This window comes from Aeromonas sp. A04 (assembly GCF_047780465.1).
In the GTDB taxonomy this organism is placed as follows: Bacteria; Pseudomonadota; Gammaproteobacteria; order Enterobacterales; family Aeromonadaceae; genus Aeromonas; species Aeromonas bestiarum.
Map to the genome: position 1 here is coordinate 276,506 of NZ_JBLNHP010000001.1, position 22,535 is coordinate 299,040.

Below are 22,535 nucleotides of genomic sequence, written 5' to 3' on the forward strand. Positions count from 1 at the left end.
GGCAGAGGTCTGACCTCATTGGGCCACATCTTAACAATCCACTCACAAATTTCATACGGCTGATTGAAACTAAATTGCCCCCATCTTTGCCCCCTCCCTCGCCCTCGGGGGCCAACTGGAGTATAAAAAGATCAACCTCCATAAAAACAACGGGTTCATCACATGGCAGCGGCCGAGTTCAGAGCGCTTGAGGACTATCTTGGCAGTCAAATTCTGGGACAGGGAGCACTGATAGAGGGGCTGCTGATCGCCCTGCTATGTGAAGGACATGTGTTAATCGAAGGGGCCCCCGGCCTTGCCAAAACCCGCGCCGTCAAGGCGCTGGCCGGTGCCGTGGAGGGGCGCTTCGCCCGCATCCAGTTTACCCCCGACCTGCTGCCTGCCGATCTCACCGGCAGCGAGGTGTTCCATCCCCAGGATGCGAGCTTCGTGTTCCAGCCCGGCCCATTGTTCAACCACCTGGTGCTGGCGGACGAGATCAACCGGGCCCCCGCCAAGGTGCAATCCGCGCTGCTGGAGGCCATGGCCGAGCACCAGATCACGGTGGGCAAGAAGAGCTGGCGCCTGCCACCGCTGTTTATGGTGGCAGCCACGCAAAATCCGATAGAACAGGAGGGGACCTACCCGTTGCCGGAGGCCCAACTCGACCGCTTCCTGCTCAAGCTGCTGGTGGATTACCCCAGCCCCGCCATGGAGCTGGCCATCCTCCAGCTCAACGCCCGGGGCGAACAGCTGACGCCACCGCCGGTCACCCTGAGCCAGGCCGACCTGCTGGCGGCCCGCTCGGCAGTACAGGCAGTCCAGATGCAGGGGCGGCTCGAACACTATCTGGTGCAACTGGTGTACGCCACCCGCCCGGGCAGCGGCCTGTGCCCCGAGCTTGAGCCCCTCATCGCCGTGGGTGCCAGCCCCAGAGCCAGCATAGGTCTGGCCCGCGCAGCCCGCGCCCAGGCCTGGCTCGCCGGACGGGACTTCGTTCTGCCGGAGGACATACAACAGCTGGCGCCGGCCATACTGCGCCACCGCCTCATTCCCAGCTATCAGGCGCTGGCAGACAACCTGGACAACGACACCCTGATCGCCCGGCTGCTGGACGCAATACCGTGCCCTTGACTCCCCAGCCGGATCCCCGCGCGCATCCCGCTATTGCCCTCACCCTGGCCCAGTTGCTGGCCATCCGGCTGTGGGCGAGACAGGGGCCGAGGGCGCGGGTCCAACCAGCCCAGCAGGGCAGGCTTGGCCGCATGCCGGGGCTCACCTTTCGCGAGCTGCGCGCCTATCAGGCGGGGGATGAGGTGCGCCACATCGACTGGCGGGTCACAGCCCGGCTCGGTCGCCCCTACACCAGGCTCTACAGCGAGGAGCAGGATCAGGCCCACTGGCTGCTGCTCGATCTCTCCCCCGCCATGTACTTCGGCTCACAGCTGCAACTCAAGGCCCGCCTGGGCTGCGAGCTGGCAGCAGCCCTCTTGTGGCAGGGTGAGAAACAGGCCAACACCCTGATCTGCCACGGCGTTGAGTGCCATGTCCAGCCCCAGCGCGGCTCCCTGGTACCCTTGCTGGAGACCCTTTGCCACCACTACGACCTGGGGCTGGATCGCGCGCCCCTGCCGCATTCGCTGGCGCGGACTCTGGCTCGGCTCACCCTGCCCCACGGCGCCAGATTGACGATCATCACGGATCACCAGCCCTGCGATGAGGCCCTCCGCCAGCAGTTGCAACTGCTCGGTCGCCGCCACGACATCCACTGCTGGCAGATCCGGGATCCGCTGGAGGCAAGCCTGCCCGCGCAGGGACGGCTGGCGGTGCAGGCGGGCAGACAGCACGGCTGGCTCGATGCCACTCAGCCCGGCTTTGCCCACCGCTACCAACGGGCGGCCGAGCGGCTGGCCAGGCAGTGCCATCAGCAACTGCTGCCGCTGGTGCAGCGTCTCTACCGGCTCGACAACGGCCAGCCGCTGCAGCGTCAGTGGCAGGAGGGTGCATGTCGCCAGTTCTGAGCCTGCTCGCCGCCGTCTCAAGCGCGCCACCCATGTCTGCGCTGGCGGCGCAGCTGCGCGATATCCATCCTGGCCCCATGTTGACCCAGGCAGCGGATCCCCGCCTTCAGGGCTGGTGGGCGCTGCTGATCATGCTGCTGATGGGGGCGCTGATCGGCGCAGCCCTGCTCAGCCTGCTGCGCTATCGCCGCTGGCAGCGACAAATCGACTGGGAGGCGCCCGAGCTGGTACCCAGATTGCAGGCAGTGCTGCGCGAGGCCGCCCTTGGCCGCTGGCCCGAGGCGCGCACCTTGCAAGGAGAAACCTGGCTCGTGTTCCTGGACAGGCAGGGCAGCAGCCAGTTTCGTGAATTTGCCGCCCTCTGGCCACACTGGCTCTACGGTCAGGGGATACCGGATGCCCGCCAGTGCGAGGCGCTGCGCCGTGCCTACCTCAGCTGGGGGCGAGCCTGCTGCTGCCTGCCACCTGGGGTGATCGCTCTCAGACGCCGCTGGCAACAGAGCCTGACGCGCCTGCGCATCAGGAGCTCGTCATGATCCTCGCCTGGCCCTGGTTTGCGCTGGCCCTGGCGCTGCCACTCCTGGTGCGCTTCGGCCTGCCACCACATTCAACCGACCCGCACAGCGGCACTGCGCTGGCACACGACGGCTTTCCTCTATTGCGTGCCCACGCCGGCCAGCCACTGTGGCGCATGGCCCTGTGCTGGTGCGCCCTGGTGCTGGCGCTGTGCCGCCCCCAATGGCAGGAGCCGCCCCTCGTCAGTTACCAGAGCAGCCGGGATCTGATCCTGGCGGTGGATCTCTCCGACAGCATGCGCACCCAGGACATGCTGGATGAGGGGGAGCAGCGGGACAGGCTCAGTGCGGTGCGCCAGCAGATAAGTCAGCTGATCCAGGCGCGCCCCGGCGATCGCATCGCCCTCATCGTCTTCGCCGATCACGCCTACCTGCTCTCGCCCCTGACCCAGGAGACCCAGGCCCTGCTCACCCTGGCCCGCGAGCTGGACTTCGATCTGGTGGGCCGCACCACGGCACTGGGGGAAGCCATACTGCTGGCCCGCCAGCATGCCGACCCCAAGCGTCCTACCGCCCTGCTGCTGGTCACCGACGGTCGCAACACCGCGGGCAGCGCCGATCCCCTGAGCGAGGCCAAACGGGCCGCCGCCAGCGGCATGACCCTCTATACCCTGGGGGTGGGGGCCGATCCCGATACCTTTGCCGAGGCACTGGCCCCGGCACTGGCTCCGGCGCAGAGCGATCCCAGCGCCGAGCTGGACGAGGCCCTGCTGCAACAGCTGGCCAAGGTGGGCCATGGCCGCTATTTCCGCGCCCGCACCCAAAGCGATCTCGCTGCCATCAACCAGACCCTGGATACCCTGGAGCCCATCGCCACGCCCCACACCCGCTATCGGCCAAACGTGGAGCTCTACCCCTGGCCGCTGGCACTGGCCTGGCTGCTGCTGAGCTGGCCCGCCCGGCTGCGCTGGCCCCGTTCCTTGCGTCTGCGCTTGCGACCGCCACGGGAGCAGGCTCATGATTAAGCCCCTCTGCCAGGCATGGCCGTCATGGAGCTGATCCTGTTGCGCCCGCTCTGGCTGCTGGCCCTGCTGCCCTGGCTGTGGCAGGGCTGGCGTCGCCGCCGCCAGCCACAGCTGCTCGCCCCCGCCATGCAGGCATACCTGCTGCCGGGCCGCCGACATACCCTGCCCTGGCTCTGGCTGGCGGGCCTGCCCGTCATGCTGGCCCTCAGCGGCCCCGCCCTGCGCCAGCAGAGCCAGGCCATACCGACGCCGGCCCTCGACATCTGGTTGCTGGATCTCTCCCGCTCCATGCTGGCCACCGATCTGCTGCCGGACAGGGCCACCCGGGTGCGGGTGCTGCTGCAGGATATGCTGGCCGAGGCCCGCTCGAGCCAGGAGGGACGCCCCATCGCCCTCATACTGTTTGCCGGCGATGCCTACCTCGCCATGCCCGCCACCCGGGATCACCAGGCCATGGCGCTGCTGTTGCCCGACCTGCGCCCGGCCATCATGCCCAAACAAGGGAGTGCGCCCGAGCGCGCCGTGGCGCTGGCACTCGGCCAGATCCCCCCGGGCCAGCAGGCACGCCTGCTGCTGGTCACCGACGGTCTCTCGGCGAGGCAGGCGGACCGGATCCGAGCGCTCTGGCCCTGTCAGGGCAGCCTGTTTTGCCATGAGCGGGCGGCGCCCCGCCTCGACATATTGCTCGCCAACGGTGGCAAGAGCAGCAGGCTGCCGCCCGCCACCAGCGAGGTGCAAGGCGTTGGCACCCCCTTCGGCCGCGAGCTGCCCGCCCCCGATGTGGCGACCATGCAGCAACTTGCCAGCGAGCTTGGCGGTCAGTTGCAATGGCTGCAGGCCGGGCTGCCACGCTTTGCGCCCCTGCCCATGAGCCAGACGCTGACGGCCCATCAGTCGCGGGATCTCGGCCCCTGGTTGCTGCTGCCCCTGCTGCCGCTGGCCCTGCTGGCCCGTGTCGGCACGCTCTGGCTGCTTCTGCTGGTCGCAGGCGCGGGTCTTTTCACCCCGCCTCCCTCGCAGGCCAGCCCAGCCGCAGCGCTATCTGCACAGGAGAGCCAGGCCTGGCAAGCATTCCAGCAGGGGCACTATCTGGCGGCGGCTCGCCGCTTCCAGGACCCCGTCTGGCAGGGGAATGCCTGGTACAGAGCCGGTGACTACGCCCGGGCCGTCACCGCCTACGCCAGTGCGAGCAGTGCCACCGCCCACTACAACCGGGGCAACGCGCTGGTGCAGCTCGGGGATCTGGTCGCCGCCGAGCAAGCCTATCTGGCGGCGCTGGCGTTGGAGCCGGGCCACCAGGATGCGCTCTACAACCTCGCCCTGCTGCGGGCCCAGCCGCCCCAGGCCAGCCCGGCAGCGCAGGATCCCAAGCCCATCGACGCCCCCGAGCAGGCCGCCACCCCGGACGCGCCGCTGCCACCAGCCCCCCCTGTGGTACTGCTGGAGCAGCGGCTGCGCAAGGAGGCCCAGCGTCGCCAGCAGCTCAAGGAAGAGGTAAAAGGCACCTGGCCTTCAGCGCTGAAAGGGGATGACACCTGGTGAAGATCAATCCTCTGTGGCCTTGGCTGCGTTGCTGGCTGCTGCTCTGCCTGCTGTCAACCCCGGCCCTGGCCGCGCCGCCCAGGGCCGAGCTGTTGCCGGGGGCCGACAGCCGTGACTGGCTGCTGATCATAGAGGCGGACGGGGAGCGCCAGAGCAACGAACTCGCCATTGCTCCCCTGCTGCGCCAGTTCGCGGTGGGCAAGGTGACCATGAGCCGGGTCACCACTCCCGTGCACAGCCTGACCCGCTGGCAGATCCCGCTGCACACCCTGGATACGGGCCCCGGGGTCGTGCCCTCCCTGTCACTTGGGCCGGAGCAGACCCCGGCCTTGCCCCTGCCAAAGCGCAGCCAGGCGGGCACGCTGGCAGCCCAACCCAGCCAGCCCATCTCCCCCATAGAGCTGCAGGCCAGGGTGCTGCATCAGGGGCCGCTCTATCCGGGCCAGCCCTTCATCTATCAGCTCAGCCTCTGGCTGCCCGCCAACATGGAGGCCCCCAATCTCACAGAGCCGGCCAGCGACGCTTTCACCATCCGCCGCCTGGGAAACGATCAGTGGCAGGCTCCGGCGGGGGCGGGATTGCCGGGTCGGCTGACCCGCAACTGGCTGCTGCAGGCCAGGGAGCCCGGGCTGCATCCGCTGGTGTCGCCGCGCTTTCAGGGCCGCCTGCCCCAGGATAACGGCACCAGTGACCCCCTCTCGGCCAGAGCGGCCACCCTGTTTGTGAAAATCGACCAGGCGCCGCAGCAACCCGTGGCCAGCCAGCTGACTCTGAGCCAGCAATTGAGCCCGACCTCGGGCGCCAGGGAGGGCGAGCCTGTGATCCGCACCCTGACGCTGGTGATGGAGGGCGGTGATGGCAACCGGCTCACCCTGCCCGGGCTCACCGGGCCCGCGGCCCTGCCCGCCGGCATGCAGGCAAGACCGGATGGGGAACAGCAGCAGGAGCGCTTTCTCGCCAAGGGGGCGCTGCGCTTCGAGCGCCAATGGCGTCAGGCCCTGACGGCCACGGCGCCAGGCGACTACCTGCTGCCGGCCATCACCCTGCCCTGGTTCAACACCCGGAGCGGGCGCATCGAATATGCCCGCCTGCCCGCCACCCCGCTGCGCATAGAGGCGGGCGCACAGGCACAGGAAGCCTTCACCGACCCAAGCCATGAGAGCCTTCACTGGGTGATCTGGGCCCTGCTGCTGCGGGCCCTCTGGCAAGGGTGGCCACGCTGGCACACCTTCTATCGCTTGCAGCGGGCATTGCGGCGCGAGGATGCAAACCACGCCAGAGCGGCCCTGCTGGCATGGGCCAGTCTGCGCTGGCCACGGCGCCATGCGCACCTCAGCGGCTTGCCCTGTCGCCATGCCCCCGCGCTTGCCGCCGAACTCGCCGCGCTGGATCGCGCCTGTTTTGCCACCCAGGCCACCCCCGCCGACCGTCAGCGCCCATGGCAAGGGCTCGCCGGCCCGCTATGCGCGTATGAAACTTTTGCGATAGCCTCTGGCCTCAGGCAACTGGCCCGCCTGGGTCACTGACCCTTGAGGACCCTCATATAAAAAGGAAGCCCAGCGATGGCGTTAGGTTTTTTCAGAAAAAAAGGTGCCACGGTCGGAAAGGATCCCACGGCTTCCCCGGTCTATGGAGACATGGCAGACAAACAGACCAAATACGAAGCCCTGGTGCATGCCCTGCACGGGGACATTTATCGCTACGCCTACTGGCTGTGCCGGGATCCGCAGGTGGCGGAGGATCTGGTGCAGGAGACCTTTCTGCGCGCCTGGAAGGGCATAGACTCGCTGCTCGATGACAAGGCCGCCAAGGCCTGGCTCATCACCATATTGAGACGGGAAAATGCGCGCAGGTTCGAGCGCAAGCAGTTCGATCTCATCGATCTCGACGAGCATCCCCAAAGCGATCCGGATGCCTTGCACAACGAGCAGGAGATGGAGAACGAGTGGCTCAGACGCCACATAGCCCGCCTGCCCGCCGAGTATCAGGAGCCCCTGCTGCTACAGGTGCTGGGGGGCTTCAGCGGCGACGAGATAGCGGCGCAACTGGGATTGAACAAGAACACCGTCATGACTCGCCTGTTTCGGGCCCGCAACCAGATCAAAGAGGCCATGGAGTCAGCGACACAACAGAGAGGACACACCAATGGATGAGCTGGAATTTCGCCGTCGGGCCATCGCCCATCCGCTGGAGCATGATCCCGCTTTTGTCGACGCGGCGCAGGCCTCCCCCGCCAATCGCAAGCATCTGGACGAGATGAAGCAACTGGATCGTCGCCTGCATCAGGCGCTGGAGGTCGAGGTACCGGCCGGGCTGGCCGAGCGCATCCTGCTCAGACAGGCGCTGGAGGCCGAACAGGAAAGCCGGGTTCCCCTGCCGGTGCGCCCGCGCAGCCAATGGCGTCCGCTGGCCATGGCCGCTTCGGTCGCCTTCCTGCTCGGCATGAGCACCCGCTGGCTCAGCTGGCCGCTGACACCGCCCGCTGAACTCTCCCTCGCCCAGGTCGCCATGGCCCACGTCTACGGTGAGGAACCCTTCATCAAGGATGTAGATGAGAAGGTGAGCCTGCGCACCATCAACGCCAAGATGGAGAAATACGGCGCCACCCTGATGGGCATGCAGGGCCTTAAGGTCACCTACGTCAATCACTGTGCCTTCTACCAGGGACCGGCGCTGCACATGGTGTTCCAGGGCAAGATGGGGCCCGTGACCCTGTTCCTGGTGCCCAAGCATGTGCCGCTCACCCTGCAGCCCACTTTCGAAGATGGCCAGCTCAAAGGGGAGATAGTGCAACTCAAGGGGGCCAACATGGTGTTGATCGGCGACATGCAGGAGCCGCTGGATCCGGTGGCGCAGGCGCTGGAATCCCGTCTGCACTGGTCGATTTAACAGGGGTTAACCCAATCCTGACTCGCACCGCATAGAGTCAACTACACGGGCAGACAATCCGGTTGTCTGCCCGTTCCTCTCCATTCCCACCACAATCCTCACTCATTTGCCGCCCAATCACCGCAAATGGTCAAAATTATTTTTGTGACGCAGATCATCCTTAACGCTCAGATTTCACTCAATAAGTGGCAAAAGAGACTATTTAAACGCCAAGTTAAAACAAATGATTAACACAATAGACACTTTTATGTATTCTGCTGTCACTGGTCTGATTTCTTACCTCCTACCAGATCCATAGAATCACGCCAGAATTGAATGGGAAGAAGCTGAAATAACAACAGATCTTGTCGTATACGGTGGCAAAAAAGCCCTGATGCTGACAGAAAATCTGCCTACAAGAGAGAACACTATGACAACTGCCTTTTTCAAAAAGAGCCTGATCGCTGCCGCCGTCACCCTGGCCAGTACCCAAACCTTCGCCGCCGCGTTCCAGTTGAACGAACACTCAGCCTCCGGTCTGGGTCGCGCGTATGCAGGGGAAGCCGCCGTGGCGGACAACGCCTCCGTGTTGTCCCGCAACCCGGCAGCCATGACCCGCTTTGACAAGATGGCACTCTCCGTCTCCGGCACCTATATCAAGCCGGACGTGGATGTAAATGGTGATATCTATGCCGGCTCCACCAAGTTGGCAAGCGCCAGCGAAAGCGGTATCGCACCGAGCGCCTTCGTGCCTGCTACCTACTTCATCCAGCCGCTGAACGACCAGTGGGCCTGGGGCATCGGCATGTTCTCCAACTACGGTCTGGCCACCGAGTACTCCGACAACTTCAACGGGGGCTCAGTTGCCGGCAACACAGAACTGCTGACCTTCAACATCAACCCGAACATCGCCTACCGCGTCAACCAGCACTTCAGCGTCGGTGCCGGTCTGAACCTGGTGTATGCCAAGGCTGAATTGAACCGCCGCGCCGGTGTACTGGCCGCCGTACCGCCGCTGAGTGGCGTGCCGGGTATCGGCAAGGACACCATCGTCAGCCACCTGAAAGGAGATGACTGGGGTTACGGCTGGAACGTGGGCACCATGTATGAGGTGAACGAGAACAACCGTTTCGCCCTGACCTATCGCTCCCAGGTAGATCTGAAGTTCAAGGGTGACTATCAGGGCACCTCCTCCGGCTTCAAGACCGTCAGTGGCGAACTGCCGCTGGATCTGCCAGCCCAGGCCGAGTTCGCCGGTTACCACCGTCTGAACCAGCAATTTGCCGTTCACTACTCCGTCAACTGGACCGACTGGAGCGCCTTCCAGGAGCTCAAGGCCACCAGTGACCAGTGCAAGAGCACCGACGGTGCTGGCGTCTGCCTGTACAAGCCGGAGAAGTTCAAGGACTCCACCCGTTACTCTCTGGGCGGTACCTGGTACGTCAACCCATCATGGGAAGCGCGTATCGGCTTCGCCTACGACAAGACCCCGATCGAGCCGGAATATCGCAGCCTGAGCATCCCGGATTCCGACCGCGTATGGTACAGCGCCGGTGCCACCTACCACATCGACAAGGACATGAGCGTCGATTTCGGCATGGCCTATCTGGACGGCAAGAAAGTTGACGTCAACGAGAAGCTGGTCGAAAGCAATGAAGCGCTGCGCTGGAAGGGTACCTCCCACGGCAACGCCTTCCTCGCCTCCGCTCAGTTCAACATGAAATTCTGATCATCTGCCTATCGACAAGAGCGCCTGCGGGCGCTCTTTTTTTATGCAAAATTCCATTTTCAGCGTACAGATGTAGCAAACAGTTGTACGCTTTTCCTTTTTTATCAAGCTATTAGCGCCCTATCTCTCAGCATTTAATCTTGTTTTTCTCCCCACGGCTCCCCTGCCGTTGCCTTACTGGTCATACCATATAAAATCCTGCACCCAACCATAAGACAGATTGAACGCCGAGTTCACTTTCAAGGACCATTCAATGCACTCCATCATGAAGCCGTCTCTCATCGCCCTGCTGGTGCTGTCAAGCCAGGCCCAGGCGGCAGGTTTCCAGCTGGCTGAACAATCCGCCACCGGCATGGGCCGCGCCTTCGCAGGCGAGGCCGCCATCGCCGACAATGCCAGCGTGCTCTCCCGCAACGCCGCCGCCATGACCCGTTTCGATCGCATGGCCTTCTCCGGCGGCTTCATCTATGTGCGCCCCGATGTCAACATCGAAGGGATCACCCGGGTGCCCACCGCCATGGGACCCGTCACGCTGGATGCGAGTGCCCACGACATTGCCGATGATGCCTGGGTACCGAATGCCTATCTGATAGTGCCGCTCAACGACCAGTGGCGACTGGGGCTGGCGGCAACCTCCTACTACGGCCTCGGCGTCGAGATGCCGGACAATTACAATGCCGGTCACTTCGGCAATGTCTCCGACATCAAGACCCTGGATCTGGGGGCCTCGCTGGCCTATCGCATCAACCGTGCCTGGTCCGTCGGTGCCGGCCTCTCCGCCATTCAGGGGGAAGGAGAAGTGGGCGGTACCTTCCCCTCCAACAACAAGATCGCCAAGCACCTGAAGGGAGATGGCTGGGCCATGGGCTGGAACCTGGGCACCCTGCTGGAGCTGTCTGATGCGACGCGTATCGGCCTCTCCTACCGCCACGACGTGACCCTGAAGCTTTCTGGCGATGCCATCGGCATCGATCAAAATGGTCAGCCCTTTACCGATACCGGCAGCCTGGAACTGCCCCTGCCCGCCACCGCCGAACTGGCGCTGTTTCACCAGCTGACACCCAGCCTGGCGCTGCATTCAAGCATCAACTGGACCAACTGGAGCAAGTTCGTGCAGCTCGAATCCGAGCTCGACCACCACGGTGTCATGCATATCAAGGACGAGCACTGGGAAGACAGCTGGCGCTACGCCCTGGGCCTGACCTATCAGCTGGCGCCGCAATGGCAACTGCGCTCCGGCCTGGCCTATGACCGCAGTCCGGTGCCGGCGGATCGCCGCACCATCTCCATCCCTGACTCTGATCGGGTCTGGTACAGCGCCGGGGTGGGTTACCAGATCGACCGCAACCTCTCGCTGGATCTGGGCCTGACCCTGATCGATGGCAAGAAGGTGGATGTGACCGAAACCATGCAGCTGAAACCCGGGATCCCGCAGACTACTTCCACCTTCCAGGGTACCTCGGAAGGGGATGCCTGGCTGGCTGGCCTGCAGTTGAATTACCTCTTCTAGTCCAAGCCGGGGCAGATCCTCCTCCCATACAAGCACTATGCCAGTTATTGACCGTTTCCGGCCCGGCAGCACTGGCATAGTGCGCATCTTCACAATAAAATCAATCCAGTACCCACACTGGAGAGATGCATGTATTCATACGTAGCAAGGCAGCCCATCCTGGATCGGGAGTTGAATACCCACGCCTATGAGCTGCTGTTTCGCGACAGTCTGAATAATGTCTTTCCGGTGATCTCCTCTCAACAAGCCACAGCCAGACTGGTGGTCGAGCAGTTCCTGCAACAGAACATAGATCAGCTGCTCGGTGGCCGTCCCTGCTTCATCAACTTCCCCCACTCCCTGTTGCTGGAGGGGCTGGCCGAGTGCCTGCCACAAGAAAAGGTGGTGATCGAGATCCTAGAGGATGCCGATCCCGATGATGCCCTGCTGGCCAAGGTGCAGCAGTTGCATGAGCTGGGTTATCAGCTGGCGCTGGACGACTTCACCATGTCGGACGAGTGGGAGCGCTTCCTGCCCTATATCCACATCATCAAGTTCGATCTGCGCGCCACCTCACTGTTGCGGATCAAGATGTTCATCCAGCAGCATAAACATCTGAAGCTCACCTATCTGGCGGAGAAGGTGGAAGACAAGGCGGAGTTCGAGCGGGCAAAACGGCTCGGTATCGATCTGTTCCAGGGCTTCTTCTTCAGCCGGCCCGAGATGGTGAAACAGGCCACCATGGAGCCCGCCCAGGTGGTGGTGATGCAACTGCTCAACGTGGTCAATCAGGAGGAACCCGACCTCAATCGCATCGAGCAACTGCTGAGTCAGGACATCTCCCTGTCGCTCAAGCTGCTGCGTTACGTCAACCACCTGAAGAGCCACGCCAACCCCATCTCCTCCTTTCGCCAGGCCGCCGTCTATCTTGGCCACGCCCAGCTCAAACGCTTCGTGACCCTGGTTGCCGCCACCAGTGCGGGCCATGGCAAGAGCGCCGAGCTCTATCAGATGTCCATGATCCGGGCCCGTTTCTGCGAGCTGCTGGCCCACGCCCATGCCCCTACCCAGCAGGCACAGCAAGCCTTCATCACAGGCTTGTTCTCGCTGCTGGATGTGCTGATGGAACAGCCGATGGACAAGCTGCTCGGCACCATTCCCCTGATCGAGGAGATCCGGGTCGCCCTGCTGGAACGCAAGGGCAACCTGGGGTTTTATCTCTCGTTCTGTGAGGATTATGAGAGTGCGAACTGGCAGCGCATCACCGCCAGAACGGCCCGGCTCGGGCTCAATGAAGAGAAGGTCAGTCAGCTCTATCTGGCCGCCACGGCCTGGGTCAACCAGCAACTCCAGGCCATGGCGGACACGGATTAACCCAGCTCGAGGGCAACCGCCGTCGCCTCTCCCCCACCGATACACAGGCTAGCCACTCCCCGTTTCAGGCCGCGCGCGCGCAACGCATGAATGAGGGTGACCAGGATCCGGGCACCGCTCGCCCCCAGGGGATGACCCAGCGCGCAGGCCCCGCCGTTCACGTTCACCTTGTCATGGGGCAGCTTGCAGCCCGCCATCGCCAGCAGGCTGACCATGGCAAACGCCTCATTGATCTCGAACAGGTCCACCTCTTCCACTCGCCAGCCCACCTTGTCCAGCAGGCAGTGGATGGCACCGACCGGTGCACTGGTAAACTCGGCAGGCGCTGCGGCATGGCTCTGATAACCCACCAGATGGGCCAGCACCGGCAGGCCCAGTTGCGCCGCCGTCTCGGCCCGCATCAGGATCAACGCCGCCGCCCCATCCGAGATGGAGCTGGCGTTGGCCGCCGTGATGGTGCCGGTCTTGCTGAATGCCGGTTTCAGATGGGGGATCTTCTCGGGCCTGGCCTTGGCAGGCTGTTCATCCTCGGCGAGCAGCAGGGTATCCCCGGCCATCACGGGCGCCAGCTCGACCTTGAAGGCGCCACTCTGCTGCGCCGCCAGGGCCCGCTCGAGCGAGGCGATGGCAAAAGCGTCCATGTCGGCGCGGGTCAGTCCGGCGCGATCGGCGCTCAGCTGGGCATAGTGGCCCATCAGCTGGCCTTCATAGGCATCCTGCAAGCCATCGAGGAACATGTGATCGAGCACGCTCTGATGCCCCATCCGAAAACCGCTGCGCGCCTTGTCGAGCAGATAGGGCGCGCGACTCATGCTCTCCATCCCTCCGGCGATCACTATGTTAGTGTCACCGAGGCGCAAGCCGTCTGCCGCCAGCATCACCGCCTTCATGCCGGAGCCACACACCTTGTTGACCGTGGTGCAGGGCACGCTGTCCGGCAAGCCGGCCTTCAGCACGGCTTGACGGGCGGGCGCCTGCCCCACCCCGGCGCTGAGCACATTGCCCAGATAGGCTTCATCGACTTGATCGCCTCTGAGCCCGGCCTGCGCCATGGCGGCGGCGATGGCACAAGCACCCAGCTCGGGGGCAGTCTGGTTGGCCAGGGCCCCCTGAAAGGCCCCCATGGGGGTACGTTTGGCCGCAACAATCACTATATCCATCAATTGCACTCTCCTTGTTACATAGACATAACATATGCTGCCACCGCAGCAGGAACAAGACTTGCGGGGCAGTTGACGTTTGGGTAAGGTGCCAGCCTGCATTGACAACCAAGATGGCAGCCAAGACAGCCGTATGACCAAATCCAAGGATGACACGCGGACCTACAGCATCAGCGAACTGGCCCGTGAATTTGATGTTACGACCCGAAGTATTCGTTTTTATGAAGATCAGGGACTTTTGAATCCGGCCCGTCAGGGACAGACCCGGATCTACAGTCGTCAGGACAGAGTGCGGCTCAAGCTGACCCTGCGCGGCAAGCGTCTGGGCTTCAGCTTGGCGGATATCCGTGATCTGTTCGATCTCTACGATGCGGACAAGAGCAGCCGAACCCAGCTGCAGACCATGCTGGGACTGGTGGCCGACAAGCGGGAGATGCTGGAGCAGCAGCTGGAAGACATCAAGATGGTGCTGCTGGAACTCGACGCCGCCGAGCAGCGTTGCCAGCAGGCACTGACCCAACTGCGATGAGTCCCTGTCAGCCGTCATAAAGAGAGGGGCCCGCAGGCCCCGCTGGAACTCGATGCCGCCGAGCAGCGTTGCCAGCAGGCGCTGGGCCAGCTGACCCCCTGAGTCGGCAAGGGAGGGGCGACAATCCCGGCCCGATGAAAATAAAAAGAGGGAGGCTTGCGCCTCCCTCTTGTCATTCATGGCAGTGAGCCTGCTCTCAGGCTTCCTTGCTCCAGCGATCCGGATCGTAATCCGGGCTGTAGCGGTCGACGATAATGGCGCAGGCCGCATCTCCCGTGATGTTCAGGGCGGTACGGATCATGTCGAACAGGCGATCCAGTGCAAACAGCAGCGGCAAGCCCTCGATTGGGATCCCGGCAGCCAGCAGCACGGCCACCACCAGGAAGCTCGGGCCCGGCACACCGGCCTGACCAATGGCCCCCAGGGTCGCGGTCACTATGATGGCGGCCCAGGCACCCATGGAGAGATCTATGTTGTAGACCTGGGCGAAGAAGATGGCGACCAGACCGTAATAGATGGCGTTGCCGCTCATGTTGATGGTGGCGCCAAGCGGCAGCACGAAGGAGGCCGTGGCGTTGGTCACCTTCAAATCCTGCTCGCAGGTTTCCATGTTGACCGGCAGGGTCGCCATGGAAGAAGCGGTAGAGAAGGCGACGATCTGCGGTTTCTTCATCGCCGACAGGTACTTGCGCACCGGGGTGTTGGAGAAGATCGCGATCAGCAGCGGATAGACCACGAAGGCGAAGATCAGGATGGCGGCCAGATAGACCAGGAACAGCTTGAGCACCAGGGTCAGCACGTCGAAGCCGTAGGTACCTATGGCCTCGGCCATCAGACCGAACACCCCGAGCGGTGCTATCAACATCACCTTGTTGATCATCCAGACGAAGGCATCCACCAGGGTGTTGAGCCCGTCCACCAGCGGCTTGGCGCGCTCGCGAGGCTGCTTGGCCAGCGCGATGCCGAGGAACATGCAGAACACCAGGATCTGCAAAATATTGGCCTCGTTCAGTGCCTGGAACACGTTGGTCGGGATCATGCCGAGCAGGGTCGACACCGCATCCGGCAAGGCGCCCTTGTCGGCGTAGTCACCGGAGAACATGGAGGCCATGGAGCCAAACTCGACCCCGACGCCCGGTTTGAAGATTTGCCCCATGACCAGCGCCAGCAGCACGGCCAGCGCAGAGGTACCGAGGAAGAAGATCAGGGTGGTGACCCCTATCTTGCCCGCCGCCGGGCTGGCGCCCAGGTTGGCCGCACCCGACAGTATGGCGACGGCCACCAGCGGGATCACCAGCATCTTGATCAGCTGGATAAAAAGGGTGCCGAGCGGCGCAAAGACGGTGGCTTGTTCACCCATGAACGCCCCCACCAGTGCCCCCAGCACCATGGCTACCACTACCTGGAAGCCAACGTTCTTGATGAGTCCTTTTGTTAACACAGAATGTTCCTTTAATTAGCAAATATTCACACTTTCCCAGTGCAATTAACCAAACAGGGGAAGAACCTCTGTTCATTCCCCTGAGCGCGCGCTTTATCTCATATTTATCTGCTGTTTTAAATCGCCTGATCGTTAACGGGAGTTATTGATAAGTTTGCAACAAAGTGAAGATTCAAAAGGGACATGGCGATTTTTGCCGCTTTGTTCATGACAACTGACAAAACATTGTGCTACTTTTGCTGGGCAAACGTGCATACAGGGATGAAAACATGCTGAAAGTTAACGAGTATTTTGACGGAAATGTAAAATCTATCGCTTTCGAGCAAAAAGGCGACAAAGCCACAGTCGGAGTGATGGATGCGGGCGACTACCAGTTCAATACCGCCGCCCCAGAGCGGATGACGGTGGTCAAGGGAGCCCTCACCATCCAGCTGGCCGATGAAGATGAATGGCACACCTACAGCCAGGGCCAATCCTTCGACGTGGCGGGCAACTCCTCCTTCAAGCTGGAGGTGAAAACCCCCACCGCCTATCTGTGCGAATTCCTCGACTGAGTGACCGAACGCAGATGAATGGCTGAACAGTGCCAGGGAGCGAGCCCAAGTCTCGCTCCTTCCCTTTGATGCCGCGCGCCAATTCCAACCTTTATGCCCGCTGCCAGCCACTCATTTGTATGCCGCCATCACACGTCTCAGCTTCCCCGCTTTCCATCGACTACAAAAAAATTACAATGTTTAGACAAAACCCATAATCGGAGTGGTGTCATGATCAGTGTCTTCGACCTGTTTTCCATCGGGATCGGCCCTTCTTCTTCCCATACGGTGGGGCCGATGCGGGCCTCCTGCGCCTTTGTCAAAGAGCTCAAGCGGCAGGATCTGCTACCCAGGATCGAACGGATAGAAGTGGAGTGCTACGGCTCCCTCGGTCAGACCGGCAAGGGCCACGGCACCGGCAAGGCCATCATTCTGGGGCTGGCCGGTTTTGAACCGGAATCGGTAGACATAGAGGCCATTCCCGCCTTCCTCGGCGAGGTGGATCGCAACCAGTCGCTGCTGCTGGCTGGCGAGCAGCCATGCCAGTTCGCCCGGATCGGCGCCATCATCTTCAATCGCCGCAAGACACTGCCCGCCCACTCCAACGGCATGACGCTGCGGGCCTTCGCCAGCAGCGCCCTGCTGTTCGAGCAGACCTACTACTCGGTCGGCGGCGGCTTCATCATAGAAGAGAGCCATTTTGCCAACGCCAAGGAAGAGGCGGCCCGCTTCGATGCCGCCCACCCCATCCCCTACCCGTTCGAGAGCGGCGCCCAGTTGCTGGCTCACTGCCAGGAGAGCGGTCTCTCCATCTCGGGGCTGATGCTGGCCAACGAGAAGGTGTTTCGCAGCGAACAGGAGATAAAAGCGGGACTGCGCAAGATCTGGCAGGCGATGCAGGCCTGTGTCGAGCGCGGCTGTCGCAGTGAGGGTGTGCTGCCCGGCGGCCTCAAGGTGAAACGCCGGGCCCCGGCCCTCCACCGTCAGCTCAGTTGCGAGACCAACTTCAACAAGGATCCCCTGATGGTGATCGAGTGGGTGGACCTGTTTGCGCTGGCCGTCAACGAAGAGAACGCCGCCGGAGGCCGGGTGGTGACCGCCCCCACCAACGGCGCCGCCGGCATCATTCCCGCCGTGCTGCACTACTATGATCGCTTCGTGCGCAAGGTGGATGATGAGCTGCTGCTGAGTTACTTCCTCACCGCCGCCGCCATCGGCATCCTATATAAGAAGAACGCCTCGCTGTCGGGGGCCGAAGTGGGCTGCCAGGGGGAAGTGGGTGTCGCCTGCTCCATGGCCGCCGGCGCCCTGACCGAGATCCTGGGTGGCAGTCCCGCCATCGTCGAGAATGCCGCCGAGATAGGCATGGAGCACAACCTGGGCCTCACCTGCGATCCTGTGGGCGGGCTGGTGCAGGTGCCCTGCATAGAGCGCAACGCCATGGGCGCGGTCAAGGCCATCAATGCCGCCCGCCTGGCCCTGCGCGGCACGGGCGAGCACAAGGTGTCGCTGGACAAGGTGATCAAGACCATGTGGGAAACCGGCAACGACATGAAGACCAAGTACAAGGAAACCGCCCGCGGCGGCCTGGCGGTTAACATTACAGAATGTTAAAAACAGCCAATTGACTCCACTTTGTCCCCCTATACCCGGCCTGGCCGGGTATTTTTATGGGCAAACGCTTAACAAAATGGATAAGCATCAAAATAAATTTTATACTCGCGCCTCTGATTCAACAAAAATAGATCTATTTCAACTTTTTTTAGGCTTTGAACCGTTACACTGCGGTTATCTGGTTCATTGACCTCGGCGACGACGCCCTCGTCCCATGGATCACCCCGTTTCTGCGAGTGGGCATGGCGCCCCCTTCTATCCTGAGGTAATTGTTACATGATCAGCGTTTTTGATATCTTCAAAATCGGTGTTGGCCCCTCCTCTTCCCACACTGTCGGCCCGATGAAGGCTGCCAAACAGTTCGTGGATGAACTGCGTGCAGGCGGCAAGATCCGTGACATCACCCGGATCCAGGTCGATGTCTATGGCTCACTCTCCTGGACCGGCAAAGGTCATCACACCGATACCGCTATCATCATGGGTCTGGCGGGTAACCTGCCGGAAAACGTCGACATCGACGCCATCCCTGAATTCATCTCCCGCGTAGAGCAGACCGGCCGCCTGCCGATCGGCCTGCACTGCCACACCGTCAGCTTCCCGCGCGATGCCATGGTATTCCATGACGAAGCCCTGCCGCTGCACGAGAACGGCATGAAACTGACCGCGCTGGTCGAAGATCAGGCCGTCTACAGCAAGACCTACTACTCCATCGGTGGTGGTTTCATCGTCGACGAAGAGAACTTCGGCAAGGCCGACAGCGGCGACATGTCCGTCAGCTACCCGTTCAAGAGCGCGGCTGAGCTGATCGCCCACTGCAGCCAGACCGGCCTCTCCATCTCCACCCTGATGCTGGAGAACGAGAAGTGCTTCAACACCCCGGAAGAGATCTACAAGAAGCTCGGCAAGATCTGGAACACAATGCGCGAAGGGATCGAGCGTGGTTGCCGCACCGAAGGTGTGCTGGCCGGCCCGCTGCGTGTGCCCCGTCGTGCGGCGCCCCTCTACCGTCAGCTGACCACCAACGAGAATCTCTCCAACGATCCGATGAACATCATCGACTGGGTGAACATGTTTGCCCTGGCGGTGAGTGAAGAGAACGCCGCCGGTGGCCGCGTGGTAACCGCCCCGACCAACGGCGCCGCCGGCATCATCCCGGCCGTGCTGGCCTACTACGACAAGTTCATCCAGCCAGTGGGTCGCGACGAGTACACCCGTTTCTATCTGGCCGCCGGTGCCGTGGGCATGCTCTACAAGATGAATGCCTCCATCTCGGGTGCCGAAGTGGGTTGCCAGGGTGAAGTGGGTGTCTCCTGCTCCATGGCCGCCGCGGGTCTGACCGAACTGATGGGCGGCAGCCCGGAGCACGTGTGTGAAGCCGCCGAAATCGGCATGGAGCACAACCTGGGTCTGACCTGTGATCCGGTTGCCGGCCAGGTGCAGGTGCCCTGCATCGAGCGCAACGCCATCGCGGCCATGAAGGCGGTCAACGCCTCCCGCATGGCCCTGCGTCGCACCTCCAAGCCGCGCGTCTCCCTGGACAAGGTCATCGAAACCATGTACATCACCGGCAAGGACATGGACTCCAAGTACCGTGAAACCTCCCGTGGTGGCCTGGCCATCAAGGTGATGCAGGTTGCCTGCGAATAAGCAGCATTTGCAAGAAATACAAAAAGGCGGGAATTCCCGCCTTTTTTTTGCCCGTTATTTCGATTGTCCCGCCTGACTCATCACCCCTGCTCATCCCATATTCCCGTGCCCCATGCACCTCTCCAGATAAACACAGCGTTCAACACGTCACCCGAGTCGCCCGGCGCTGCGCCGGTTATTCCACGATGCGATCGGCCAGGGTGCCCACCGCCACCACGAAATAGTGGGAGCGATTCCAGTGGCGCAATACCAGATAGTTGGGATAAGCCAGGTAGGCGCGGCCCTTGGCATCATCGGGGCGCACCAGGGAGGCCCGCACCTCGACCCTGGGCAAGGGTGAACCGTCGAGCTGACGTACGCCGAGAGCCTGCCACGCCGACAGCGGTCGGGTCTGCTCCAGTCCGAGCAGGGCGGGATCCAGCCCCTCGGGCACCTTGACCTGGCGTCCCCAGGTTTCATCCCCGTGCCAGCCATTCTGCTGCAGATAATTGGCTGCCGAACCAAACACATCCGCCAGATTGCCCCACAAGTCCTTCTTGCCGTCCCCATCCTGATCGACCGCGTATTTGAGAAAGGAAGAGGGCATGAACTGCACCTGCCCCATGGCGCCGGCCCAGGAGCCCTTGAAGGCGGCGGGGGTCACATGCCCCTGCTCTATGATGCGCAGCGCATCCAGCAGTTGACCCTTGAAAAAGTCCTCCCGCCGACCATCCCAGGCCAGGGTCGCCAGCGAAGAGATCAGCGGATATGTGCCGGTCAATTTACCGAAATTGGTTTCTATGCCCCACAAGGCGACAATAAATCGGGGTTGCACGTCATATTCCGCCCCTATTTTTGTGAGCAGCGGCAAATGCTGACGATATAAGGCCTTGGCCTGATTGACTTTCCATTGCGGAACCGCGCGGGGAATATAGCTGTCCAGCGTCAGTTTAAATTCCGGCTGGTTTTTATCGTGCTTGATGGCGGGCTCTATGACCCTAATATCGGCAAAGGCGGCCGCCACGGTTTCGGGCTTGATCCCGGCGGCCAGAGCCTGCTGTTTGAGTCCAGTGACATAGGTGTCAAAATCGGGGCTGGCCTGCAAGGGGGCACTTAACAGCCCGCTCAATAATAACAGTGCCAGCCGACCCTTCATCAGCCCGAGGCCTTTAATTGTGCCTTGTGCTGCTCCAGCAGATTTTCCGGCGGCGGTGGCACCTGCAGATAGAAGCCCTGGCTTTTCAGTGCCTCCATCACCCGGCTGGTCGAGGCGATCCCCAAGGGCCTGGCTGGGTCCAGCTTGGTCATCAATACCAGCTCGGGGCGACCAAATGTACTCATCAGCACCTCGGGTACACGGGAAAAATCCTCTCTTCTTTCAACAAAAAGATAGGTCTCGGCTTTTTTGCGACTTTTATAGACTGCACATAACATGGAAATTGATATAATCCGACGGGTTTATTGCCTCTGATGGTGGCAAACTATAACATCAGGAATTGAATAACAATAACGGATTACCGTCTCTGTCTCGGGGAAGATTCATGGTTGAGCGCGATAACGAATTGAAAGGGACCACCTTCACTATTTCTGTGTTGCATATCAGCGATGGCAAGCCTGAGCGGATCCGCCAGTTGCTGGCGGCAAAGGTCGCCCAGGCACCCCAGTTTTTTAATTGTGCCCCCCTCGTCATCAATGTGGAACGACTGACGGATATCCCTGACTTCGAACAGCTCAAGGAGCTGGTGGAGTCGGAGGATTTCGTGCTGGTCGGGATCACGGGGACACAAAACGAGGCGATGAAGACGGCCGCCAAGGCGGCGGGTCTGGCGGTGATGGCGTCCGGCAAGAGCCGCAAGGCCGAACTTCCGCCGGAAAAAGCGCCAATCCCGGCGCCCGTGGTCGAGGTCAAAGCCGCCCCGGCGCCTCTGGTGCCGAGCAAGGTACACGTGGGCCCGGTGCGCTCCGGTCAGCAGCTCTATGCCGCCGGCACCTCGCTGGTGATACTGGGCTCGGTGAGCCCGGGCGCCGAAGTCATCGCCGACGACAGCATTCATATCTATGGCACCCTGCGCGGCAGGGCCATAGCCGGTGCCAAGGGCAACACCCAGGCACGGATCTATTGCCAGCAATTACAGGCCGAGCTGCTATCCATCGCAGGCACGTTCCAACTGAGCGATGCGCTGCCGGCCGGCCTGATACAACAGCCGGTACATGTCCGGCTGGATAACGAACAACTCCGAATAGACCATATCAAATAGAGTTACAAGGAAGCGAGAATGGCGCGAATCATAGTCGTTACATCGGGTAAAGGTGGCGTTGGCAAGACCACAACCAGCGCGGCCCTGAGCACAGGTTTGGCTCAGCGTGGCCACAAGACTGTGGTCATCGATTTTGACATTGGCCTGAGGAATCTGGATCTCATCATGGGCTGCGAGCGGCGCGTGGTGTATGACTTCGTCAATGTGATCAACGGTGAGGCCAACCTCAATCAGGCCCTCATCAAGGACAAGCGCAGCGAGAATCTGTTCATCCTGCCGGCCTCCCAGACCCGGGACAAAGATGCCCTGACCCGTGAAGGGGTCGAGAAGATCCTGGATCAGCTGGCGGAGATGAAGTTCGATTACATCGTCTGCGACTCGCCGGCCGGGATCGAAGCGGGTGCCCTGATGGCGCTCTACTTTGCCGACGAGGCCATCGTCACCACCAACCCGGAAGTCTCTTCCGTGCGTGACTCGGATCGCATCCTCGGCATCCTGGCCTCCAAGTCCCGTCGTGCCGAGCGCGGCGAAGACCCGATCAAGGAGCACCTGCTGCTCACTCGCTACTGCCCGACCCGTGTCAGCCGTGGCGACATGCTGAGCGTGCAGGATGTGCAGGAGATCCTGGCCATCAAACTGCTCGGGGTGATCCCGGAGTCCCAGGCTGTGCTGCGCGCCTCCAACTCGGGGGAGCCGGTCATTCTGGACAAGGAGTCCGATGCCGGTCAGGCCTATGAGGATGCCGTTGCCCGTCTGCTGGGCGACACCAAGGATTTTCGTTTTCTGGAAGAAGAAAAGAAGGGCTTCTTTAGCCGACTGTTCGGGAGTTAAA

Annotated in this window: 21 protein-coding genes; 17 read left to right on the forward strand and 4 right to left on the reverse strand. The window is 62.0% G+C overall.

Annotated features, from left to right (window positions below; all coding sequences use genetic code 11):
* Positions 1–162: 162 nt before the first annotated feature.
* From ACM3N8_RS01135 to ACM3N8_RS01185, 11 genes are all read left to right on the forward strand, one after another.
* Entirely contained in the window at positions 163–1,113 is a 951-nt protein-coding gene (locus ACM3N8_RS01135; RefSeq protein WP_416015324.1) for an AAA family ATPase, read from the forward strand.
* The gene (locus ACM3N8_RS01140) at positions 1,110–2,000 is read left to right on the forward strand and encodes a DUF58 domain-containing protein (protein ID WP_416015871.1); all 891 of its coding nucleotides are present in this window, start codon (positions 1,110–1,112) and stop codon (positions 1,998–2,000) included. Before ACM3N8_RS01135 ends, ACM3N8_RS01140 begins: the two co-directional genes overlap by 4 nt.
* Positions 1,985–2,536, forward strand: coding sequence for a DUF4381 domain-containing protein (locus ACM3N8_RS01145; RefSeq protein WP_416015325.1), 552 nt, complete (start codon positions 1,985–1,987; stop codon positions 2,534–2,536). The genes ACM3N8_RS01140 and ACM3N8_RS01145 overlap by 16 nt, the downstream gene beginning before the upstream one ends.
* On the forward strand, positions 2,533–3,540 hold the full coding sequence (locus ACM3N8_RS01150; protein ID WP_416015326.1) for a VWA domain-containing protein: 1,008 nt from the start codon (positions 2,533–2,535) through the stop codon (positions 3,538–3,540). The genes ACM3N8_RS01145 and ACM3N8_RS01150 overlap by 4 nt, the downstream gene beginning before the upstream one ends.
* Before the next feature lie 24 nt (positions 3,541–3,564).
* Positions 3,565–5,082: a VWA domain-containing protein gene (locus tag ACM3N8_RS01155; RefSeq protein ID WP_416015327.1), complete on the forward strand. Its 1,518-nt coding sequence runs from the start codon at positions 3,565–3,567 to the stop codon at positions 5,080–5,082.
* Positions 5,079–6,608 (forward strand): hypothetical protein, encoded by a 1,530-nt coding sequence (locus ACM3N8_RS01160; protein WP_416015328.1) that lies wholly within the window; start codon positions 5,079–5,081, stop codon positions 6,606–6,608. Before ACM3N8_RS01155 ends, ACM3N8_RS01160 begins: the two co-directional genes overlap by 4 nt.
* A 36-nt stretch (positions 6,609–6,644) precedes the next feature.
* Positions 6,645–7,235: a sigma-70 family RNA polymerase sigma factor gene (locus tag ACM3N8_RS01165; protein WP_084214051.1), complete on the forward strand. Its 591-nt coding sequence runs from the start codon at positions 6,645–6,647 to the stop codon at positions 7,233–7,235.
* Complete coding sequence (locus tag ACM3N8_RS01170; protein WP_043555599.1) at positions 7,228–7,971, forward strand: DUF3379 domain-containing protein; 744 nt, start codon at positions 7,228–7,230, stop codon at positions 7,969–7,971. The genes ACM3N8_RS01165 and ACM3N8_RS01170 overlap by 8 nt, the downstream gene beginning before the upstream one ends.
* Positions 7,972–8,380: 409 nt before the next feature.
* The gene (locus ACM3N8_RS01175) at positions 8,381–9,679 is read left to right on the forward strand and encodes an outer membrane protein transport protein (RefSeq protein ID WP_098984128.1); all 1,299 of its coding nucleotides are present in this window, start codon (positions 8,381–8,383) and stop codon (positions 9,677–9,679) included.
* A gap of 253 nt (positions 9,680–9,932) precedes the next feature.
* Positions 9,933–11,189, forward strand: coding sequence for an outer membrane protein transport protein (locus ACM3N8_RS01180; RefSeq protein ID WP_098984129.1), 1,257 nt, complete (start codon positions 9,933–9,935; stop codon positions 11,187–11,189).
* Positions 11,190–11,318: 129 nt separating this feature from the next.
* A complete protein-coding gene (locus tag ACM3N8_RS01185; protein ID WP_098984130.1) occupies positions 11,319–12,542 on the forward strand; it encodes an EAL and HDOD domain-containing protein in 1,224 nt (407 codons plus the stop codon).
* Here the strand turns inward: ACM3N8_RS01185 and ACM3N8_RS01190 are convergent.
* Positions 12,539–13,702: a thiolase family protein gene (locus ACM3N8_RS01190; RefSeq protein WP_416015329.1), complete on the reverse strand. Its 1,164-nt coding sequence runs from the start codon at positions 13,700–13,702 to the stop codon at positions 12,539–12,541. The two genes, ACM3N8_RS01185 and ACM3N8_RS01190, sit on opposite strands and share 4 nt — an antisense overlap.
* Before the next feature lie 133 nt (positions 13,703–13,835).
* Here ACM3N8_RS01190 and ACM3N8_RS01195 point away from each other — a divergent pair, with 133 nt between their 5' ends.
* Positions 13,836–14,231: a MerR family transcriptional regulator gene (locus tag ACM3N8_RS01195; protein ID WP_043137723.1), complete on the forward strand. Its 396-nt coding sequence runs from the start codon at positions 13,836–13,838 to the stop codon at positions 14,229–14,231.
* A gap of 196 nt (positions 14,232–14,427) precedes the next feature.
* Here ACM3N8_RS01195 and ACM3N8_RS01200 read toward each other — a convergent pair whose 3' ends face one another.
* The gene (locus ACM3N8_RS01200) at positions 14,428–15,672 is read right to left on the reverse strand and encodes a dicarboxylate/amino acid:cation symporter (protein ID WP_098984132.1); all 1,245 of its coding nucleotides are present in this window, start codon (positions 15,670–15,672) and stop codon (positions 14,428–14,430) included.
* Between the two features lie 269 nt (positions 15,673–15,941).
* On the opposite strand from ACM3N8_RS01200, the gene ACM3N8_RS01205 reads away from it, so the two are divergent.
* The 3 genes from ACM3N8_RS01205 to ACM3N8_RS01215 all read left to right on the forward strand — a co-directional run bounded on the left by ACM3N8_RS01205 (position 15,942) and on the right by ACM3N8_RS01215 (position 19,466).
* The gene (locus ACM3N8_RS01205; RefSeq protein WP_288028817.1) at positions 15,942–16,226 is read left to right on the forward strand and encodes a pyrimidine/purine nucleoside phosphorylase; all 285 of its coding nucleotides are present in this window, start codon (positions 15,942–15,944) and stop codon (positions 16,224–16,226) included.
* Positions 16,227–16,436: 210 nt separating this feature from the next.
* Entirely contained in the window at positions 16,437–17,819 is a 1,383-nt protein-coding gene (locus ACM3N8_RS01210) for an L-serine ammonia-lyase (RefSeq protein ID WP_290018328.1), read from the forward strand.
* Between the two features lie 276 nt (positions 17,820–18,095).
* Positions 18,096–19,466 (forward strand): L-serine ammonia-lyase, encoded by a 1,371-nt coding sequence (locus ACM3N8_RS01215; protein WP_043138795.1) that lies wholly within the window; start codon positions 18,096–18,098, stop codon positions 19,464–19,466.
* A 175-nt stretch (positions 19,467–19,641) separates the two neighbouring features.
* Here the strand turns inward: ACM3N8_RS01215 and ACM3N8_RS01220 are convergent, their stop codons facing one another.
* Positions 19,642–20,601, reverse strand: coding sequence for a lytic murein transglycosylase (locus ACM3N8_RS01220; RefSeq protein WP_290018329.1), 960 nt, complete (start codon positions 20,599–20,601; stop codon positions 19,642–19,644).
* The gene (locus ACM3N8_RS01225; RefSeq protein WP_043138797.1) at positions 20,601–20,879 is read right to left on the reverse strand and encodes a YcgL domain-containing protein; all 279 of its coding nucleotides are present in this window, start codon (positions 20,877–20,879) and stop codon (positions 20,601–20,603) included. Before ACM3N8_RS01225 ends, ACM3N8_RS01220 begins: the two co-directional genes overlap by 1 nt.
* A gap of 107 nt (positions 20,880–20,986) precedes the next feature.
* Between ACM3N8_RS01225 and minC the strand changes: the two genes are divergently transcribed.
* Positions 20,987–21,703 (forward strand): septum site-determining protein MinC, encoded by a 717-nt coding sequence (gene minC, locus ACM3N8_RS01230; RefSeq protein WP_043138799.1) that lies wholly within the window; start codon positions 20,987–20,989, stop codon positions 21,701–21,703.
* An 18-nt stretch (positions 21,704–21,721) separates the two neighbouring features.
* Positions 21,722–22,534: a septum site-determining protein MinD gene (gene minD, locus ACM3N8_RS01235; protein ID WP_098984135.1), complete on the forward strand. Its 813-nt coding sequence runs from the start codon at positions 21,722–21,724 to the stop codon at positions 22,532–22,534.
* The last annotated feature ends 1 nt before the right edge of the window (position 22,535 follow it).